Below are 13,925 nucleotides of genomic sequence, written 5' to 3'. Positions count from 1 at the left end.
GCGGCCCGGCCCTCCGAGCTCAACGGTTCACCCACCGCCACGAAAAGTCGGCTGGTGCGGCTCCAATCTCCGACATAAATGAGTCGAGTCCATCGGGACGAGGAGGGTTTTGCTTGCTCGCAAGTTCGGGTGCGCAGACTTCCCAAGTGACGACCTTCTGGCTGTACGCAGCAATGCCGACCACTTGGGTCATCGTCTTCGCTGGGCCCGTCACCGAATCGGGGTACTCACCCTCCTTGTGCTTGGGCGTGTAGTTGGTGATGAACGTCTGTGTAACTGAGTCGATCGCCGTGTCTGAGCGGTTGTCGTAGGTCGTCGTCACCTCCACGCACGTCAGATCGGCCGACGGGTTCTGGAATGCAACGAGAGTCAACTCTCCTTGTGGCCTCCGCATCATGGGCGTCCCGGGAGCGAGGGCTGTCTTCTTCGCGGTTGGCGGTTCGACCGTCCGCGTGACGGTTGAATGCACCGTCTTTGTAACGGTCAGCGGTGTGGGGGCGACGGTAGAGGTCACAGTCACAGTGGTTGGTGACGGTGTGTCAGAAGCCACACTCGGCTGATGCCCGGAGTTGCCCAACCCCCAACCCACCATGCTGACAGCAGCGCTCAGGGGAAGCGCGATCCCCAACGCAATCCAGAGTCGCGATGAAGCCTTCGACACGATCCCCCCTACAGAACTTCCGCCGCATCATGATGGAAGCACATCTCAGGGGCACGCGAGGGCGGATTGCGGTTCGCTGCCTGTCCGGGGAGACGCGCTGTCGAGACTGAAGAGTCCTAGAGCAGCGTCCGTCGGGCTGGTATGGGCGTGGGGTCCGTACACGGCCCTAGACGGCATGGCAGCCGCCTCCGCTTGTGCCGGCGTGACGCGCCCCACAGCTGGCCGAGGACCTTGGGTCTGCTGCACGGATAGGTGACACCTGATCTGCGTCGATGTGTTTCGGCGCTGGAAGGATGTGCACCATGCCCAAGGCGTTTCCCAAGGAGTTCCGTCAGGACGTGATCCGGGTCTACCGCGACTCCGATGCATCGATGGCCCAGGTCGCGAAGGACTTCGGCATCTCGGCGTCGTGTCTGAAGCGGTGGCTGACGATCGACGAGCGCAGCTCATCGACTTCTGCCGGTTCGGGCCGGCGGGGCGATGAGTCCGATGCGTTGCGTGAGGCGACCAAGCGGATCAAGTTGCTCGAGCAAGAGAACGAGGTCCTACGCCGCGCCGCGGCCTACTTGTCCCAGGCGAACCTGCCGGGAAAATGATGTACCCGCTCGTCCGCGAGCTGGCCGACGACGGAATCCCCGTCACGGTGACGTGCCGGGTACTGAAGATCGCTCGCCAGCCCTACTACCGCTGGCTGGCGGGCCCGGTCACGACCGCCGAACTGGTCGCGGCGTACCGCGCGAACGCGTTGTTCGACGCCCACCGCGACGACCCGGAGTTCGGCTAACGGTTCTTGGTCGACGAAGCCCGCGACGCCGGCCAGGTCATGGCCGCCCGGACCGCGTGGCGGCTCTGCTCGCAGCTGGGCTGGTGGTCCGCGTTCGGGAAGAAGCGTGGCCGCAACGGCAAGAAGGCGGGTCCACCGGTCCATGACGACCTGCTCGCGGTCACCGACGCCAACGGCTGGACCCGGCACGAGTTCACCGCCCAGCGCCCAAACCAGCTGTGGCTGGCCGACATCACCGAGCACTGGACCGGTGAGGGAAAGCTGTACCTCTGCGCGGTCAAGGACGTCTACTCGGGCCGCATCGTCGGGTACTCGATCGACTCACGGATGAAGTCACGCCTGGCCGTCGCGGCCTTGGACAACGCCGTCGCCCGGCGCCGGGCCGAGGGCGCCGAGGTCGCTGGCTGTGTCCTGCACACCGACCGCGGGTCGCAGTTTCGAAGCCGGAAACTGGTTCGCACCCTGAACCGCCACACCATGGTCGGGTCCATGGGCCGCGTCGGTGCCGCTGGCGACAACGCGGCTATGGAGTCCTTCTTCAGCCTGCTGCAGAAGAACGTCCTGGACCGTCACCCGTGGGCCACCCGGCAGGAGCTACGCATCGCGATCGTGACCTGGATCGAAAGGACCTATCACCGCCGACGCCGACAAGCCGCACTCGGCCGATTGACCCCCGTCGAATACGAGCTGATCATGACTACGCCCGCCACCCAAGTGGCCTAACCGAAACTGTCACCCGTTCGTGCAGCAGACCCGTCAAGTGGCGGCCCGACTCAGACGCCACCCACAGGTTTGGGCCGTCTGTCTACCCCTCCACTGGGTCATTGACTGCGTGATCCCCTCGCGCGCAGGATCGGCCCAGTGCTTGGGCCACTAGCCTCGGCGCCGCTACGAAGGGACTCGCATGAGTGCTTGGCTGAGGCAGATCCGCATGATCGCTGTACTACTCGTCGGAGCTCTAGCGGTGACGCTGAACGTTGCGTCGAGTGGGCCCGCTCATGCCATTGCTGGTGGACAAGCACAAACAAGCGTGTCCCAACCCTTCGTCGTTCTGATTCACGTGCCAGCGCCAGCGCCCGCAAACTATGAGGTGTGCACCGGAACCGTCATCGCCGACCGTTGGATCCTCACGGCCGCACATTGTGTTTTCCAGGGTGGAGTTATTGGCGGCAAACGGTGGGCCAACGCGGACGTGCATGTACGCGTAACTCAAGGGGTGATCGGTCAGAGTGCCTCATGGACGTCTTTGGCCGACAGCGTCGTGCCGGACCCTCAGGCATATGACAGTCCTGCTGGGGACGTAAACCGTCCATTTCACGATCTTGCTTTAATTCATACGGCCGGAGTCATGCCTTCGTGGATTATGGCGGTACCAATCGCGCCTTCATCGACGCCAACCGTCGGCAATCACGGGACCATTCTTGGATACGGCGCTCTGGGTTCAAACCGGTTGCCGAACTATGCCGTGAAGACTCCAGACGGTGACCAGACGTACGCGAGTTGCCCGTACTCCAACTTGGGCAACCTGTGCTCGAAGGGGGTTTCTTCGTCGATACGTCCTGGCGATTCAGGGGGCCCAATGCTGATGTGGTATCGGGGTGGGTGGCAACTCGTTGCCGCCACCTCAAGAAGCGACAACGCGCACTGGACCTGGGGGGCACCGGTTAGTGCATCAGGCGACCGGGCTTGGATAAATCAAACGACTGGCGCTCCGCTTTCAGCTGGCGGGCTGGTGCGAGACGGCGTGTCCGGGAGAGTCTGGCAAGTCGGGGCCGACGGGTACCGACACTGGGTGCCCAACACAACCGAGCTGGCATGCTTGACCGCCAAAGTCGGGCAGCCACGGTCGTTGACGCTGAGGACTATTCAGTCAGTACCCGATTACACAGGCGATTGGGCACCCCACTGCACGCCGCCGCCTCCGCCGGTGGGTTCTGTCTCCATCGATTGGAGCACGGCACATCCCACGTGGATCACGATGACGACCAGCGGGTTCAACGCCGGTAGCTACCAGTACACGTGCAACTTCGCGAGTGGTGGAAACCAGACCTTCACAGTGATACTGGCAGGCGGTACACAGACCTTCGACAACGGCCAGACCTGCTACGACGACATCCCCGGCGATCAGGTGTGGGTGACCCTCGGCGGAGCTACTTCGAACACCCTCACCGTCGGATCACCGCCTCCACCGCCAGCTCAAACGTGGACCGAGACCGTGGGCGGTGATGCTAAGAGCTGGACCAACTACACGAACGCGGGCGGGGCGCAGGGTCCGACCATCCCTGCCTTCACGAGCGTGCAGATCGCGTGCGCCCTCGAGGGGTTCCGCGTCGCAGACGGCAACATCTGGTGGTACCGAATCGCATCCAGTCCCTGGAATAGCGCCTACTACGTGAGTGCCGACGCGTTCTACAACAACGGCGCCACGTCGGGCCCCCTTACGGGGACGCCCTTTGTGGACCCCGCCGTGGCTCATTGCTAACCGTCCGGCGGTACGAGTGTGCATCATCTTAGGTGACGACGAAGAGAGCGGGATCAGTCACACGCACGCGTCCCGGTCCGGCTACAGCGTCTCGACTACGGAGGGTAGGGGATGTCAGACGGTACGGGTGTCACTAACCTCGTATCGAGCACAGGTCGGAATTGGCCCCAGAATGCCGATTCCGCTGCAGGCCGAGCGGTCTTCCTGGAATGCCCTCGCATCACTTTGGGCCAATTTCCCTGTCAGCAGAAACCCATGGCCCAATTCGAACAGCGTGACCGTCACCGCTCGGTGCTGTCAGCGCCGCGTTGACGGCACCGAGCGGTGATCGAATAATCCTATCCATCAGGTCATTGAGGAAAATCATGAACAGTCCACGCCTGTCGGCCATTCGACCCCCATCTCCTACCGGGCGGACCTCAGGTCAAGGAGCTCGCATCCCGGCTCGGAAGATCGCCGTAAGCGCTGCTCTGGTCGGCGCACTAGCGCTGAGCACCGCCCCTGCCGCCCAGGCGGCCGTGGGCGCTCAAGGCAACTACATCAATTCGCTCAGCCGGTACGGCCATTTGAAGGATGGCGGCGCTAGGGTGCGCGTTCAGGCAACCGTAAGCTGCGCCGCTAGCAATGGGTGGACCAACCTTCAGCTCCAGCTAAGTCAGAGCATTGGCGGGACTGTCTATACAGCGGAGAACAACCGCGACAACGAATGGTCGTCCCCTTTGCTCGTCTGTGACGGTGCCCCTCACGTTGTAGGCATGTACATCTGGGCGGCGAGTGGGCAGCCAGCGTTCCACACAGGCGCGGCAACGCTGCGAGCGAACCTGGGCGGCTACCGTTCCAATGACACTTACTTCTCTTACAACACGAGCAAGTCGATCACCATCAAGGCGACCTGATGGCCACCCGGACTGCGCAGGTAGGGCCCCCATGCCGGCGCAGGATCGCTGAGACGGAGCGGGCCGGGATCCCGGAGCTCGGGGCCGATCCAGACCTGGTCGCGCCGTACGTCCAGGCGAAGACGCTCGGCCGCGTGCGCCGTGCGTAACCGACGTGGCCGCGAGGACCGATCGAGCAGCCCGGCGGGGCCTTGGGTGCGGAACCGGGCCACTCAGCGGTGGGCGCACTGACGAGAGATGCCCAGTTCCTCAGCGACGTGGGCGACCGGCAGTGGAGGTCCCCACCACCGTCGACACCATGACCCACCTCGGTGCCGACGGACTACCCCGCAGATGGCATGCCCTCGGTGATCGTCAGGCCATCACCCGCAGCGACACCCACTACGTCATGGGCATCTTCACCAGCGGCTACGTCATGCACCAGTACCGCGAATGGCTGCTGACCACAGTGGCGAACATCCTCGACGACTACCTGTGCATCAGCTCCGCCGGCCTCCTCCGTGGTGGCGCTGTCGCCTGGGTCGAGGTCAGCGTCCCGCAGAGCATCACTACGCCGGAAGGCGTCACCTTCCGCCCCAACCTGCTGGCCACCACATCGTTCGACGGCTCCATCGCCACCACGTTCAAGCGCACCATCACCGACACCGTCTGCGACAACACCCGCGACCTTGCCCTCGCTGAACCCGGCCAGCAGTACAAGGTCAAGCACTCGCGGCACTCCCACGCCCGGCTCGGCGAGGCACGACAAGCGTTGGCGATGGTCCATACCCTCGCCGACGACTTCTCCCGAGAGGTCGCCCAGCTCTGCGCCACGCCAGTCGCACCAGCTGACTGGTCAAGCCTTCTTGACCTGATAGTTCCGCGATCCGATAGCGCCGGTGACCCCCTGACGGGACGAGCACTCACCCTGGCCGAGAACAAGAGGACCACGCTCGAACGGCTGTACGCGTACGACGAGCGAGTCGCGCCTTGGGCGGGAACGGCTCACGGTGCGCTCCAAGCGGTGAACACCTACGAGCACCATGAGGGCATCGTCAGGGGCACCAGTCGGGCGGAGCGCAACATGCTGCGAACGATCACCGGAGACTTTCGAGACCTCGACCGGGACACATGGCGACAGCTATCACGAGTGCTCGGCGTATAGGCGCTACTGGAGCCCCCTCCCGCCACGGCGGGAGGGGGCTCCCGTGGCCTTCCTGCGTTTGCGGCGCAGAACGACCAGCGACGGAAACACTCGCTAGACCGCCAACGACCCGGCTCCCGTGTGGGAGAACGCCGCGGGCCTGACCAACCGGTTCGCCATGTCTTTCGTCCGCGCATGGACAGTGAAGGGCGTCTCCGCCCCCCGTAGCTGAGTATCCGCACACGAAGGCCCGCACCCCGGCTGCGGGGTGCGGGCCTTCTGTCTTTCCTGCTGGACCTACCCTGAGCGGGGAGTCTGGGCGGTGCTCACTTCAGCACCTTGTCGGCCGCGTAGGTCGCCTCGGCCTTGGTGAAGCCCTCGCCGGCGCTGGAGGACAGCTGGTGGATCAGGCCGGCGCGGGACATCGGCATGGTCTGCTGGTAGCTCTCGGCCGCCTCGACGGCTTCCTTCTTCCAGTTGGGCTTCAGGTAGTTGACCGCGAAGGTGGCGTCCGCCTTCGTGTAGCCCTCACCGGCCGACGACGACAACTGGTGAATGAGCCCCTGCTTGGAGAAGCCGCTCATGTCGAGGTAGCTCTGCGCCGAGCGCACGGCGTTGGCCTGGGTCTTGGTCATCTTGGGCTTGGCCGGCGCCTTGGGCTTGGCCGACGCCTTGGGCTTGGCGTTGCCCGCAGGCGCAGCAGCGCTGGAAGCCTCCTGGTCCGCGACCAAGTCGGTGCCGGTGGTGGCTGCACCGCAAGCACTCAGGGTAAGGGCGGCGGCTGCCGCGGTGATGGCTAGGGGGATGCGCATGATGGTCTTCCTGTACTCGGAGGGTGTAGGTCCTGTATTGGCCTGGCGGGGCACGGTCGGCAGTAGTACCCCGGGTCGTGGCAGGGGGTGGGTTCCATGTGGACCGTGTCGTTTGGTCCAGGGACGCCGGCCATCGTCCCAACGGGCGGTCAGTTGCCCATTCGCCTGCGAGGCCGGGTCTTGAGTCGGCAGACTCGGGCCGGCAGTGGAGTCCGCCCCGAGCGAACGGCCCTCCCTGCGCCATGACAGGGACGGGGAGGCAGGCGGATGCGGCGTCGTGTGTGGGTGGTGCTCATCGTCGCGTGTCTGGTGTCGATGGGCGTTCCGACGCCGGCGCTGGCGGCCACACCGACGGCGGTGTCAGGTTGGTCGACCACGGCGACCAGCGCGGCGGTGGGGTACGTCATCAAGGACGCCGTCTCCGTCAAGACCGGAGCCTCGTACTCGGCGCGATCGGTCGTCGTGCAACGTCGACCGTCCACGTCGGCAACGTGGTCGACGGTCGGGACGGGGACCACGAGCAGCTCTGGGGCCTACACAGCGGCCTACGCGGTTCCCGGCACCGGGGTCTGGTACTTCCGGCTGGCCGTCAAGGGAACCGCCGCTGCGTCCGCCTTCACGACAGGCGCTCGGAAGGTCACAGGCGTCGCGGGCGTCGCAACGACCATCACAGGGTGGACCGCGACCGCCACCAGCGCCGCCCCCGGCTATGTCATCCGAGATGCGATCTGGGTCAAGACGGGGACCGGGTATCCGAACCGTGCGGTGAGTGTCCAGCGGCGGCCCTCGTCGTCGACCGTGTGGACGACGACTGCGACCGGCACGACCACCAGCACAGGGGCTTATACGGCGTCCTATGCGGTCCCGGCCGCAGGCACGTGGTACTTCCGGGTTTACGTCCCGGCGACCGTTGCAGCGTCGTCGGCGACCAGCAGCGCACGCACGGTCACGGGCGTCACCGGCGAAAGCACGTCGGTGGCCGGGTGGGAGACCAGGTCAAGCGCGGTCCCGGTGGGGTCCACCGTGACCAACGACGTCTCCATAAGGACAGGCAGCCGGTACGTTGTCCGCACCGTGAGCATCGAGCGCCGACCCGCCAGCGCCACTACGTGGTCGACCGTGGCCACCGGGGCCACCACCGCGACTGGGGCGTACCGGGCGTCCTACACGGTTCCGTCCTTGGGGGCCTGGTCCTTCCGCCTTTCGGTGGCGCCCACGCTCACAGCCGCGGCGACGACCACCACAGCGCGCGAAGTGACCGGATGGGCAGCACCCAGGATTGGTGGCATCACACCGACGGTCGGACCGACGGCCGGCGGCGCCGCTGTGGTGATCACCGGCACGGACCTGACCGGCGCCACTGCGGTCTCCTTCGGGGGCACGGCTGGGACCGGGTTGCGCGTCACGGGCGCCACCTCCCTGACCGTCACCACGCCGGCGCACGTCGCGGGGACGGTCCCGGTCACGGTCACGTCCGCTGGTGGCGTCAGTAACTCTCTGAGCTACTCGTACGACGCCCCGCCTACCCCGCCGCCCCCGACAGTCACAACCGTCAGCCCCGGAGCTGGGGACCCAAGCGGCGGCACGCTCGTGCACATCACAGGCACGGAGCTGACGGGAGCCACCGCTGTCTCCTTCGGCGACGCGGCGGGGACCGGGTTGACCATCACGGGCCCGACCTCCCTGACGGTCACCACGCCCGCGCACGTCGCGGGCACGGTACCGCTCACGGTGACGACCCCTGGTGGGGTCAGTAACTCCTTGGAGTACGTGTATGTGACGCCGGCGGCGCAGCCGGTGGTCACCGCGGTGTCGCCTGACAGCGGAGACGTCAGCGGTGGGACGGTTGTGCACATCGAGGGAACGGGTCTGACCGGCGCCACGGCTGTCCTGTTCGGCGCGGAAAGGACGTCCGGATTCAGCATTGAGTCCGACCGGGAGATCATCGTGAACAGCCCCGCGATGGAAGGTCCCGCCCAGGTCCACGTGCGGGTGGTGACACCGGCTGGCACCTCCACCGACGGCCCCGCGGATCTCTTCACCGTGCTCGCCGCACCGACGGCCGTCACGCCCACCCCCGCCTCGGGGGACACGTCAGGGGCCACCCTCGTCACGCTCACCGGCGACGAGGTGGGGCAGGCCGTGAAGGTCCTGTTCGGCACGCGTGAGGCGAGGATCGTCTCGGTGGTTTCCGACAGCGAGATCATCGTGGAGACGCCGCCGGCGAGCACCGTCGGACCCGTCGTCGTTAAGGTCTGGACGGCCCAGGACACCTCGCGTGCCGGGGCCACCGGGCTCTTCGCCTACGAGGGCGCCTGCGGGACCGAGTACCAGGCCATCGTCGACGTCTCGGGCACGCTATCCAGCGACCGGGTGTGGTCGCCGGAGTGTGCTGGTGTCTACAGGCTGCAGGGACCCGTCACCGTCGCTACTGGCGCGTCGCTGAGGGCCGAGGGCGGCACGACCATTGCCGCGGATGCCAACGCTTCCCTGCAGGTGGCAGGAACCTTCGCGACCACTGCGGCCGGAACCCCGGTGATCCTGACCTCAACCGGCGACCCCAGCATCGGCCTCACGGCGTCCGACCCCGGGGCGGCGCTCCCGGCGTATTGGGGCGGCCTCAGCGTCCTGGCTGGGGGCACGGCCCAGATATCCGGCGCGGCCCTGCGATGGGCCCAGACCGGGGTGACCGTCCAGGCGGGCGGTAGCGCAGTGGTCACCGGGTCCCGGCTGAGCGACAACGCCGTGGCGATAGTGGTGGTGGACGGCGCGACCGGCATCCTGCGCTCCACGACGGTCGCCGGGTCGGGACGCGGAGTCGTCACCACTGCGGACTCGACGGTCACGATCGACGACGCCACGTTCACCGGGCTGCAGACGGCCGTCACCCTCGGCGGTCCCGGTGCGACGGTGTCGAACTCGCGGTTCGACTCGATCCAGGCCGACACCATCTCCGTGGAGTACTCCCCGGTCGACCCGACGTCGTTCTCGCAGGGCAACGAGGCGACCAGCTCGAGGATCAACGGGGTGCACCTGCGCAACCCGGTGTTCGAGGACGGCGCCCGCCTTTTCGGGCGCCCCGGCTGGGGACTGGTGGTCACCAACAGCTACGGCTATGGCGGGTCAGGCGTTCCAGCACCGAACGTCCCCTCGGGCAGCACCGTGACCGTTCCCGCCGACGCCGTGGTGAAGTTCGCCTACTTCGACCACTGGCCCAACTACAGCGAGGTCGGTGACCTGAGAGTCGCTGGGACGTTGAACGTGTACGGGACGCTGACGAAGCTGACCGACGACGACGCCGGAGGGTCGATCGCCGCTCCCGGGACGTACAACGACCCGCTGTGGGGCGGTGCCCACTTCTCAGGCGTCCACGTGGTCGACGGTGGAGTTGCTCGGGTACTGCCAGGGTCCCGCCTGCGATACGGCGCCTCCGCCCTGACCGTGGCTAGCGGTGGATCGGCGGTGGTCTCGGGCAGCGAGCTGAGCGACGTCGGGACCGGAGCCACCTTCGAGTCCGGCGCCTCGGGGACCGTCGAGGACACCTTGTTCGAGCGGGGGACCACAGGTCTCAACATCCCCTCGGGCGCGGACGTCGTGGTGGACCACAACCGCTTCTCCGGCCTGCAGACCGGGGTGTACCTCGCCAACCCCTCCACCAACGTGACCAACTGTGCCTTCGACGCCATCAGCGGCGACACGATCTCGGTGGTGATGGGCGAGGCCTTCGACCCGGCGAGGTTCTCGCAGGGCAACGTCGCGACCAACTCCCGGATCAACGGCGTCTACCTTCACAACCCAGTCTTCGCGGACGGCGCCCGGCTGTTCGGTGGGCCTGGCTGGGGCATGGTCGTCACGAATACCTACCCCTACGGTGTGCCCTACGTGCCGCCCCCGAACGTGCCGGCTGGAAGCACGGTCACGGTGCCTTCCGGTGCTGTCGTGAAGTTCGCCTACGCTGACCACTGGCCCAACAACGCCGAGGCCGGTGAGCTGCGGGTCGCCGGGACCTTGAACGTCTACGGGACGCTGACCAAACTGACGGACGACGCGGCCGGCGGCCCTATTGCCGAACCAGGCACCTACCAGGACCCGAGATGGGGCAACCACTTCGGGGGCGTACGCGTACTGGACGGCGGTCACGCGACGCTTCTCGGTGCCAGCGTGCGTTACGCCACCGCCGGGGTGGCCGCGACCGCCGGCGGGGCTGTGGCCGCCAGCGGGTCGACCTTCGTCGAGAGTGCGACCGGGATAGCCGTTGAGGACGGTGCCACCGCAAGCGTCGTCGGCGTCGCGTTCGAGGGCGGTGGTACGGGCCTGGCGATCGGTCGGGGCGCGCGAACGACCATCACGGACGACAGCTTCACGCGGATGGTTACCGGTATCTCGCTGTCCGAGCCGTCCACCTACGTCGTCGACTGCACGTTCGAGATCATCAGCGGTGACACCATCGCGGTGAACGTGACCGAGCCGTACGATCCCATCAGGCTGGCCCAAGGGAACACAGCGGTCGACTCCCGCGTCAACGGGGTCCAGCTCAACGACACCGTCTTCGCCGATGGCGCGACCCTGTTCGGTGGTGCTGGCTGGGGCCTGGTCCTGAGCTACACCTCCGGGAACTGGTGGAGCCCCAAGCCCACCGTGACGGCCGTCCCCCTGGGCAGCAGCCTCAGCGTGCCCGCCGGCACCGTGGTCAAGGCGTCGGGCGACCGACCCATCCGCATCGAGGGGCAGCTCAACCTCGGTGGCACCCCCGATGCGCCGGTGGTCTTCACCTCCTGGCGCGATTCCTTGCCCGGTGGCACCACGGCGGGTGACCGCATCGATCCCACGCCCGGTGACTGGCGCGGCCTCGCCTTCGCAGACGCCAAAGCAGACACCCTGATAGAAAACGCGGTCTTCCGCTACGCCAGTGTCGCGATCGACATCGGGAGCCTTTCGGGCATGGCAGTCAACCGGACCCAGTTCGCCTACAACGCCCAGGCCTTCGCGGTCGCGTCCACAGCCGACAGCCTCGGGTTGGACCTCCCCTGCGTCCCGCCCTACTCCTCCTTCGTGACCGGGCACGACAACTACTACGGGGCCTTCGGGGCAGCGGGGGTACCTGTCGACCTCGTCCAGCTCATCGGGGGCCGTGTGCCGGAGGGCAACGAGAAGGCGCTCTTCGACGAAATGACGCAGATGTACAACGTCAGCGGACCTGTGAGCGTCGGCGACAACACGATTCCCTGGGCGGAGTACTCCTGCCCTCTGACCGCTGACTTCATCCCGTTCCCGGTCACGCCGATCCTGACGCCGGTGGTCCCGTTCTCGGCCCCGCCCTTCCCGGAACTCGCCGAAACCATCTGACCCTCAGAGCGTCGCCGCCTCCATGGACCCCTGGCACGCTCGCTGCTCACCTTGACCAGCACCTCAGTCAGCTCACCGGCAGTGACGTCGGTATCGGCTTCCTGCGAGAGGCGCGGGACCGGCGGCGGCAAGCACCCGCTCTGCCGGCCCCGGGACGGCGCAGCCGTCAGGGAAGGGCGCGCTGCGACCTCCGCTTCTCCCGCAGCTCGGCCTTGAGAAACTCAGGTTCCCGGCGCAGCGATACCCGCCAGACCCCGCGGCCATCGTGGGCGGTCCAGCAGCCGGACCCGGCCCACGTGACCCAGCCCCTGTCGGCAAGGGCTTGCGCCCAGTCCTCCATGCTGACGCCATCTTCGGGGTCCCAGTCATGAAGTAGGTATTGCCACAAGCCCGCCATGCGGTCAGGCTATGGAGCCCTGGTGACAACCCAGATGATGCGTGGGCACGGCACCCAACGCGACGATTGCCGCTCACAGAGCCCACCAACCAGCCCGGCCCCGAACGGCGCCGGGAGATGAGAACGGCATGCCTTGGTTGTCAAGCCGTGACGGCACCCAAGCCAACCGGGCAGGCAACGTCGGCCACACCCGGTCAGTTCGACCGCGCCCCAGGGCTGGCTGGCTGGCGACGTCCGCGCTGGACGCGCTAGGTAACCATGGCGGTTGTAAGAGCGCGTGAAACGACCTCAGGCAGGTGCACTATGCGCCTCCAACCTCGTCACGGGAAGGCGATGACGGCCGCCCTCGTCACCAGGGGAAGCATCACCTACACGGAACCGCCCCGGCCGTCGTGGCCGGGGCGGTTCCGTCGGCACCTGCCCGACGATTTACTCGGCGAGCTTGGCGATGGCCTGCGCCCACAGGAAGTGCTTGTTGGTGCCGAGGTCTCGGACGGTCTTGATGTTGAACGCGGCCTTGAGGTGCTCTGCGTCCCCCGGGCTGACTCCCTGCAACGCGTCAACTGGCGCGTCCGCCAGCTCGCTGATGCTCACCGTCTCGAACGCCTTGTCGACCTTGCCTGCGATATCACCCATCGTCTACTCCCACCGAGCTCGGGCGCGCCCGGGGGGCGCGCGGTCGCTCATGACTACCACCGAACCCATCAGCGCGCTAGGAAAGACGTGCATCAGCAACCCGGGCACGTCGGGTGTATTTGTCTACACCGCGATCAGCTCGAGAGCTGCTACCCAGCGCTGATCGAGGATCCCAGCACCAACGGCTTCCTGTCAGGTGGTGTCAGGGGGTGTCCGGGGGAAGTGCCAGCTGACCCTCTACCGCGTCGCCGCCCTGCTTGACCTGGGCGGCGAACTTGCCTCCCGTGCGCTCGTCGATGAGCCCTTCCCCCGCATCCACGGCGGCCTTTGCCTGGTCGGGGTGCTCGCTTGCGAGCTTCTTGGCATCGTTGACAATCTCGTTGAAGTCCATGTGGACACTCTCCTCGAATCGCATCACGACGACAAGGCGGTTGCACTGGAAGCCGCCCCGACGCCAAGCAGAATGATGCGCCCGGTATTTGGGAATGCCCACTAGGGCAAGGCAATTGGGGCCGCCAACCCCGTACAGCGGGAGATGAGGACCAGGCGACGCAGGACCCTCGACACCCTCCTCACGGCGGCCGGCTGCATCATGGCCACGGCCCTCCTGGTCGCAGGCGGACTGCGACCTGGGCCAGCAACTTCGTGACGGACAACGTGCACAGCCAGCTCGCCGACCAGAAGATCACGATGCCGTCCGGCAAGGCGATCGAGGACCCGGCGATCAAGCCCTACCTGTCGCAGTACGCCGGCCAGGAGCTGACCACCGGCGCCCAGGCCAAGGCCTT

8 protein-coding genes and 3 pseudogenes are annotated in these 13,925 nt (G+C 66.6%); 5 read left to right on the top strand and 6 right to left on the bottom strand.

Annotation, left to right across the window (positions count from 1 at the left end):
* Nucleotides 1-19: 19 nt before the first annotated feature.
* The gene (locus tag AB4Z02_RS07505) at nucleotides 20-322 is read right to left on the bottom strand and encodes a hypothetical protein (protein WP_441970217.1); all 303 of its coding nucleotides are present in this window, start codon (nucleotides 320-322) and stop codon (nucleotides 20-22) included.
* 641 nt (nucleotides 323-963) lie between these two features.
* Between AB4Z02_RS07505 and AB4Z02_RS07500 the strand changes: the two are divergent.
* The 3 genes and pseudogenes from AB4Z02_RS07500 (at nucleotide 964) to AB4Z02_RS07490 (ending at nucleotide 3,927) form a co-directional block, all read left to right on the top strand.
* Nucleotides 964-2,168, top strand: a pseudogene (locus AB4Z02_RS07500) (IS3 family transposase).
* Between the two features lie 181 nt (nucleotides 2,169-2,349).
* A pseudogene (locus AB4Z02_RS07495) lies at nucleotides 2,350-3,021 on the top strand (trypsin-like serine protease); the annotation flags it as partial.
* A 402-nt stretch (nucleotides 3,022-3,423) separates the two neighbouring features.
* A complete protein-coding gene (locus AB4Z02_RS07490; RefSeq protein WP_441970298.1) occupies nucleotides 3,424-3,927 on the top strand; it encodes a hypothetical protein in 504 nt (167 codons plus the stop codon).
* A gap of 909 nt (nucleotides 3,928-4,836) precedes the next feature.
* Here the strand turns inward: AB4Z02_RS07490 and AB4Z02_RS07485 are convergent.
* A pseudogene (locus AB4Z02_RS07485) lies at nucleotides 4,837-5,092 on the bottom strand (helix-turn-helix domain-containing protein); the annotation flags it as partial.
* Nucleotides 5,093-5,121: 29 nt separating this feature from the next.
* On the opposite strand from AB4Z02_RS07485, the gene AB4Z02_RS07480 reads away from it, so the two are divergent.
* On the top strand, nucleotides 5,122-5,967 hold the full coding sequence (locus tag AB4Z02_RS07480; RefSeq protein ID WP_441970216.1) for a DUF932 domain-containing protein: 846 nt from the start codon (nucleotides 5,122-5,124) through the stop codon (nucleotides 5,965-5,967).
* 305 nt (nucleotides 5,968-6,272) lie between these two features.
* Here the strand turns inward: AB4Z02_RS07480 and AB4Z02_RS07475 are convergent, their stop codons facing one another.
* Together AB4Z02_RS07475 and AB4Z02_RS07470 are read right to left on the bottom strand one after the other, a co-directional pair.
* Complete coding sequence (locus AB4Z02_RS07475; protein WP_441970215.1) at nucleotides 6,273-6,758, bottom strand: Ltp family lipoprotein; 486 nt, start codon at nucleotides 6,756-6,758, stop codon at nucleotides 6,273-6,275.
* Between the two features lie 893 nt (nucleotides 6,759-7,651).
* On the bottom strand, nucleotides 7,652-7,885 hold the full coding sequence (locus AB4Z02_RS07470) for a hypothetical protein (RefSeq protein ID WP_441970297.1): 234 nt from the start codon (nucleotides 7,883-7,885) through the stop codon (nucleotides 7,652-7,654).
* Between AB4Z02_RS07470 and AB4Z02_RS07465 the strand changes: the two genes are divergently transcribed.
* Nucleotides 7,782-12,104: an IPT/TIG domain-containing protein gene (locus AB4Z02_RS07465; protein WP_441970214.1), complete on the top strand. Its 4,323-nt coding sequence runs from the start codon at nucleotides 7,782-7,784 to the stop codon at nucleotides 12,102-12,104. The genes AB4Z02_RS07470 and AB4Z02_RS07465 overlap by 104 nt on opposite strands.
* Nucleotides 12,105-12,930: 826 nt before the next feature.
* Here AB4Z02_RS07465 and AB4Z02_RS07460 read toward each other — a convergent pair.
* Both AB4Z02_RS07460 and AB4Z02_RS07455 read right to left on the bottom strand, forming a co-directional pair.
* Entirely contained in the window at nucleotides 12,931-13,137 is a 207-nt protein-coding gene (locus AB4Z02_RS07460) for a hypothetical protein (RefSeq protein WP_441970213.1), read from the bottom strand.
* 202 nt (nucleotides 13,138-13,339) lie between these two features.
* Complete coding sequence (locus tag AB4Z02_RS07455) at nucleotides 13,340-13,528, bottom strand: antitoxin (RefSeq protein ID WP_441970212.1); 189 nt, start codon at nucleotides 13,526-13,528, stop codon at nucleotides 13,340-13,342.
* Nucleotides 13,529-13,925: the final 397 nt, after the last annotated feature.

It is taken from the genome of Pedococcus sp. 2YAF34, assembly GCF_052114585.1.
Classification (GTDB): domain Bacteria; phylum Actinomycetota; class Actinomycetes; order Actinomycetales; family Dermatophilaceae; genus Pedococcus.
Note: the sequence above shows the minus strand (reverse complement) of the source record. Positions and strands in the feature narration are given on the sequence as shown.

What these genes read in the sequence shown, in the direction of transcription:
- AB4Z02_RS07490 (WP_441970298.1), top strand. Translation starts at nt 3,424, where the DNA reads ATGACGACCAGCGGGTTCAACGCCGGTAGCTACCAGTACACGTGCAAC.
- AB4Z02_RS07460 (WP_441970213.1), bottom strand. Translation starts at nt 13,137, where the DNA reads ATGGGTGATATCGCAGGCAAGGTCGACAAGGCGTTCGAGACGGTGAGC.
- AB4Z02_RS07480 (WP_441970216.1), top strand. Translation starts at nt 5,122, where the DNA reads ATGACCCACCTCGGTGCCGACGGACTACCCCGCAGATGGCATGCCCTC.
- AB4Z02_RS07455 (WP_441970212.1), bottom strand. Translation starts at nt 13,528, where the DNA reads ATGGACTTCAACGAGATTGTCAACGATGCCAAGAAGCTCGCAAGCGAG.
- AB4Z02_RS07475 (WP_441970215.1), bottom strand. Translation starts at nt 6,758, where the DNA reads ATGCGCATCCCCCTAGCCATCACCGCGGCAGCCGCCGCCCTTACCCTG.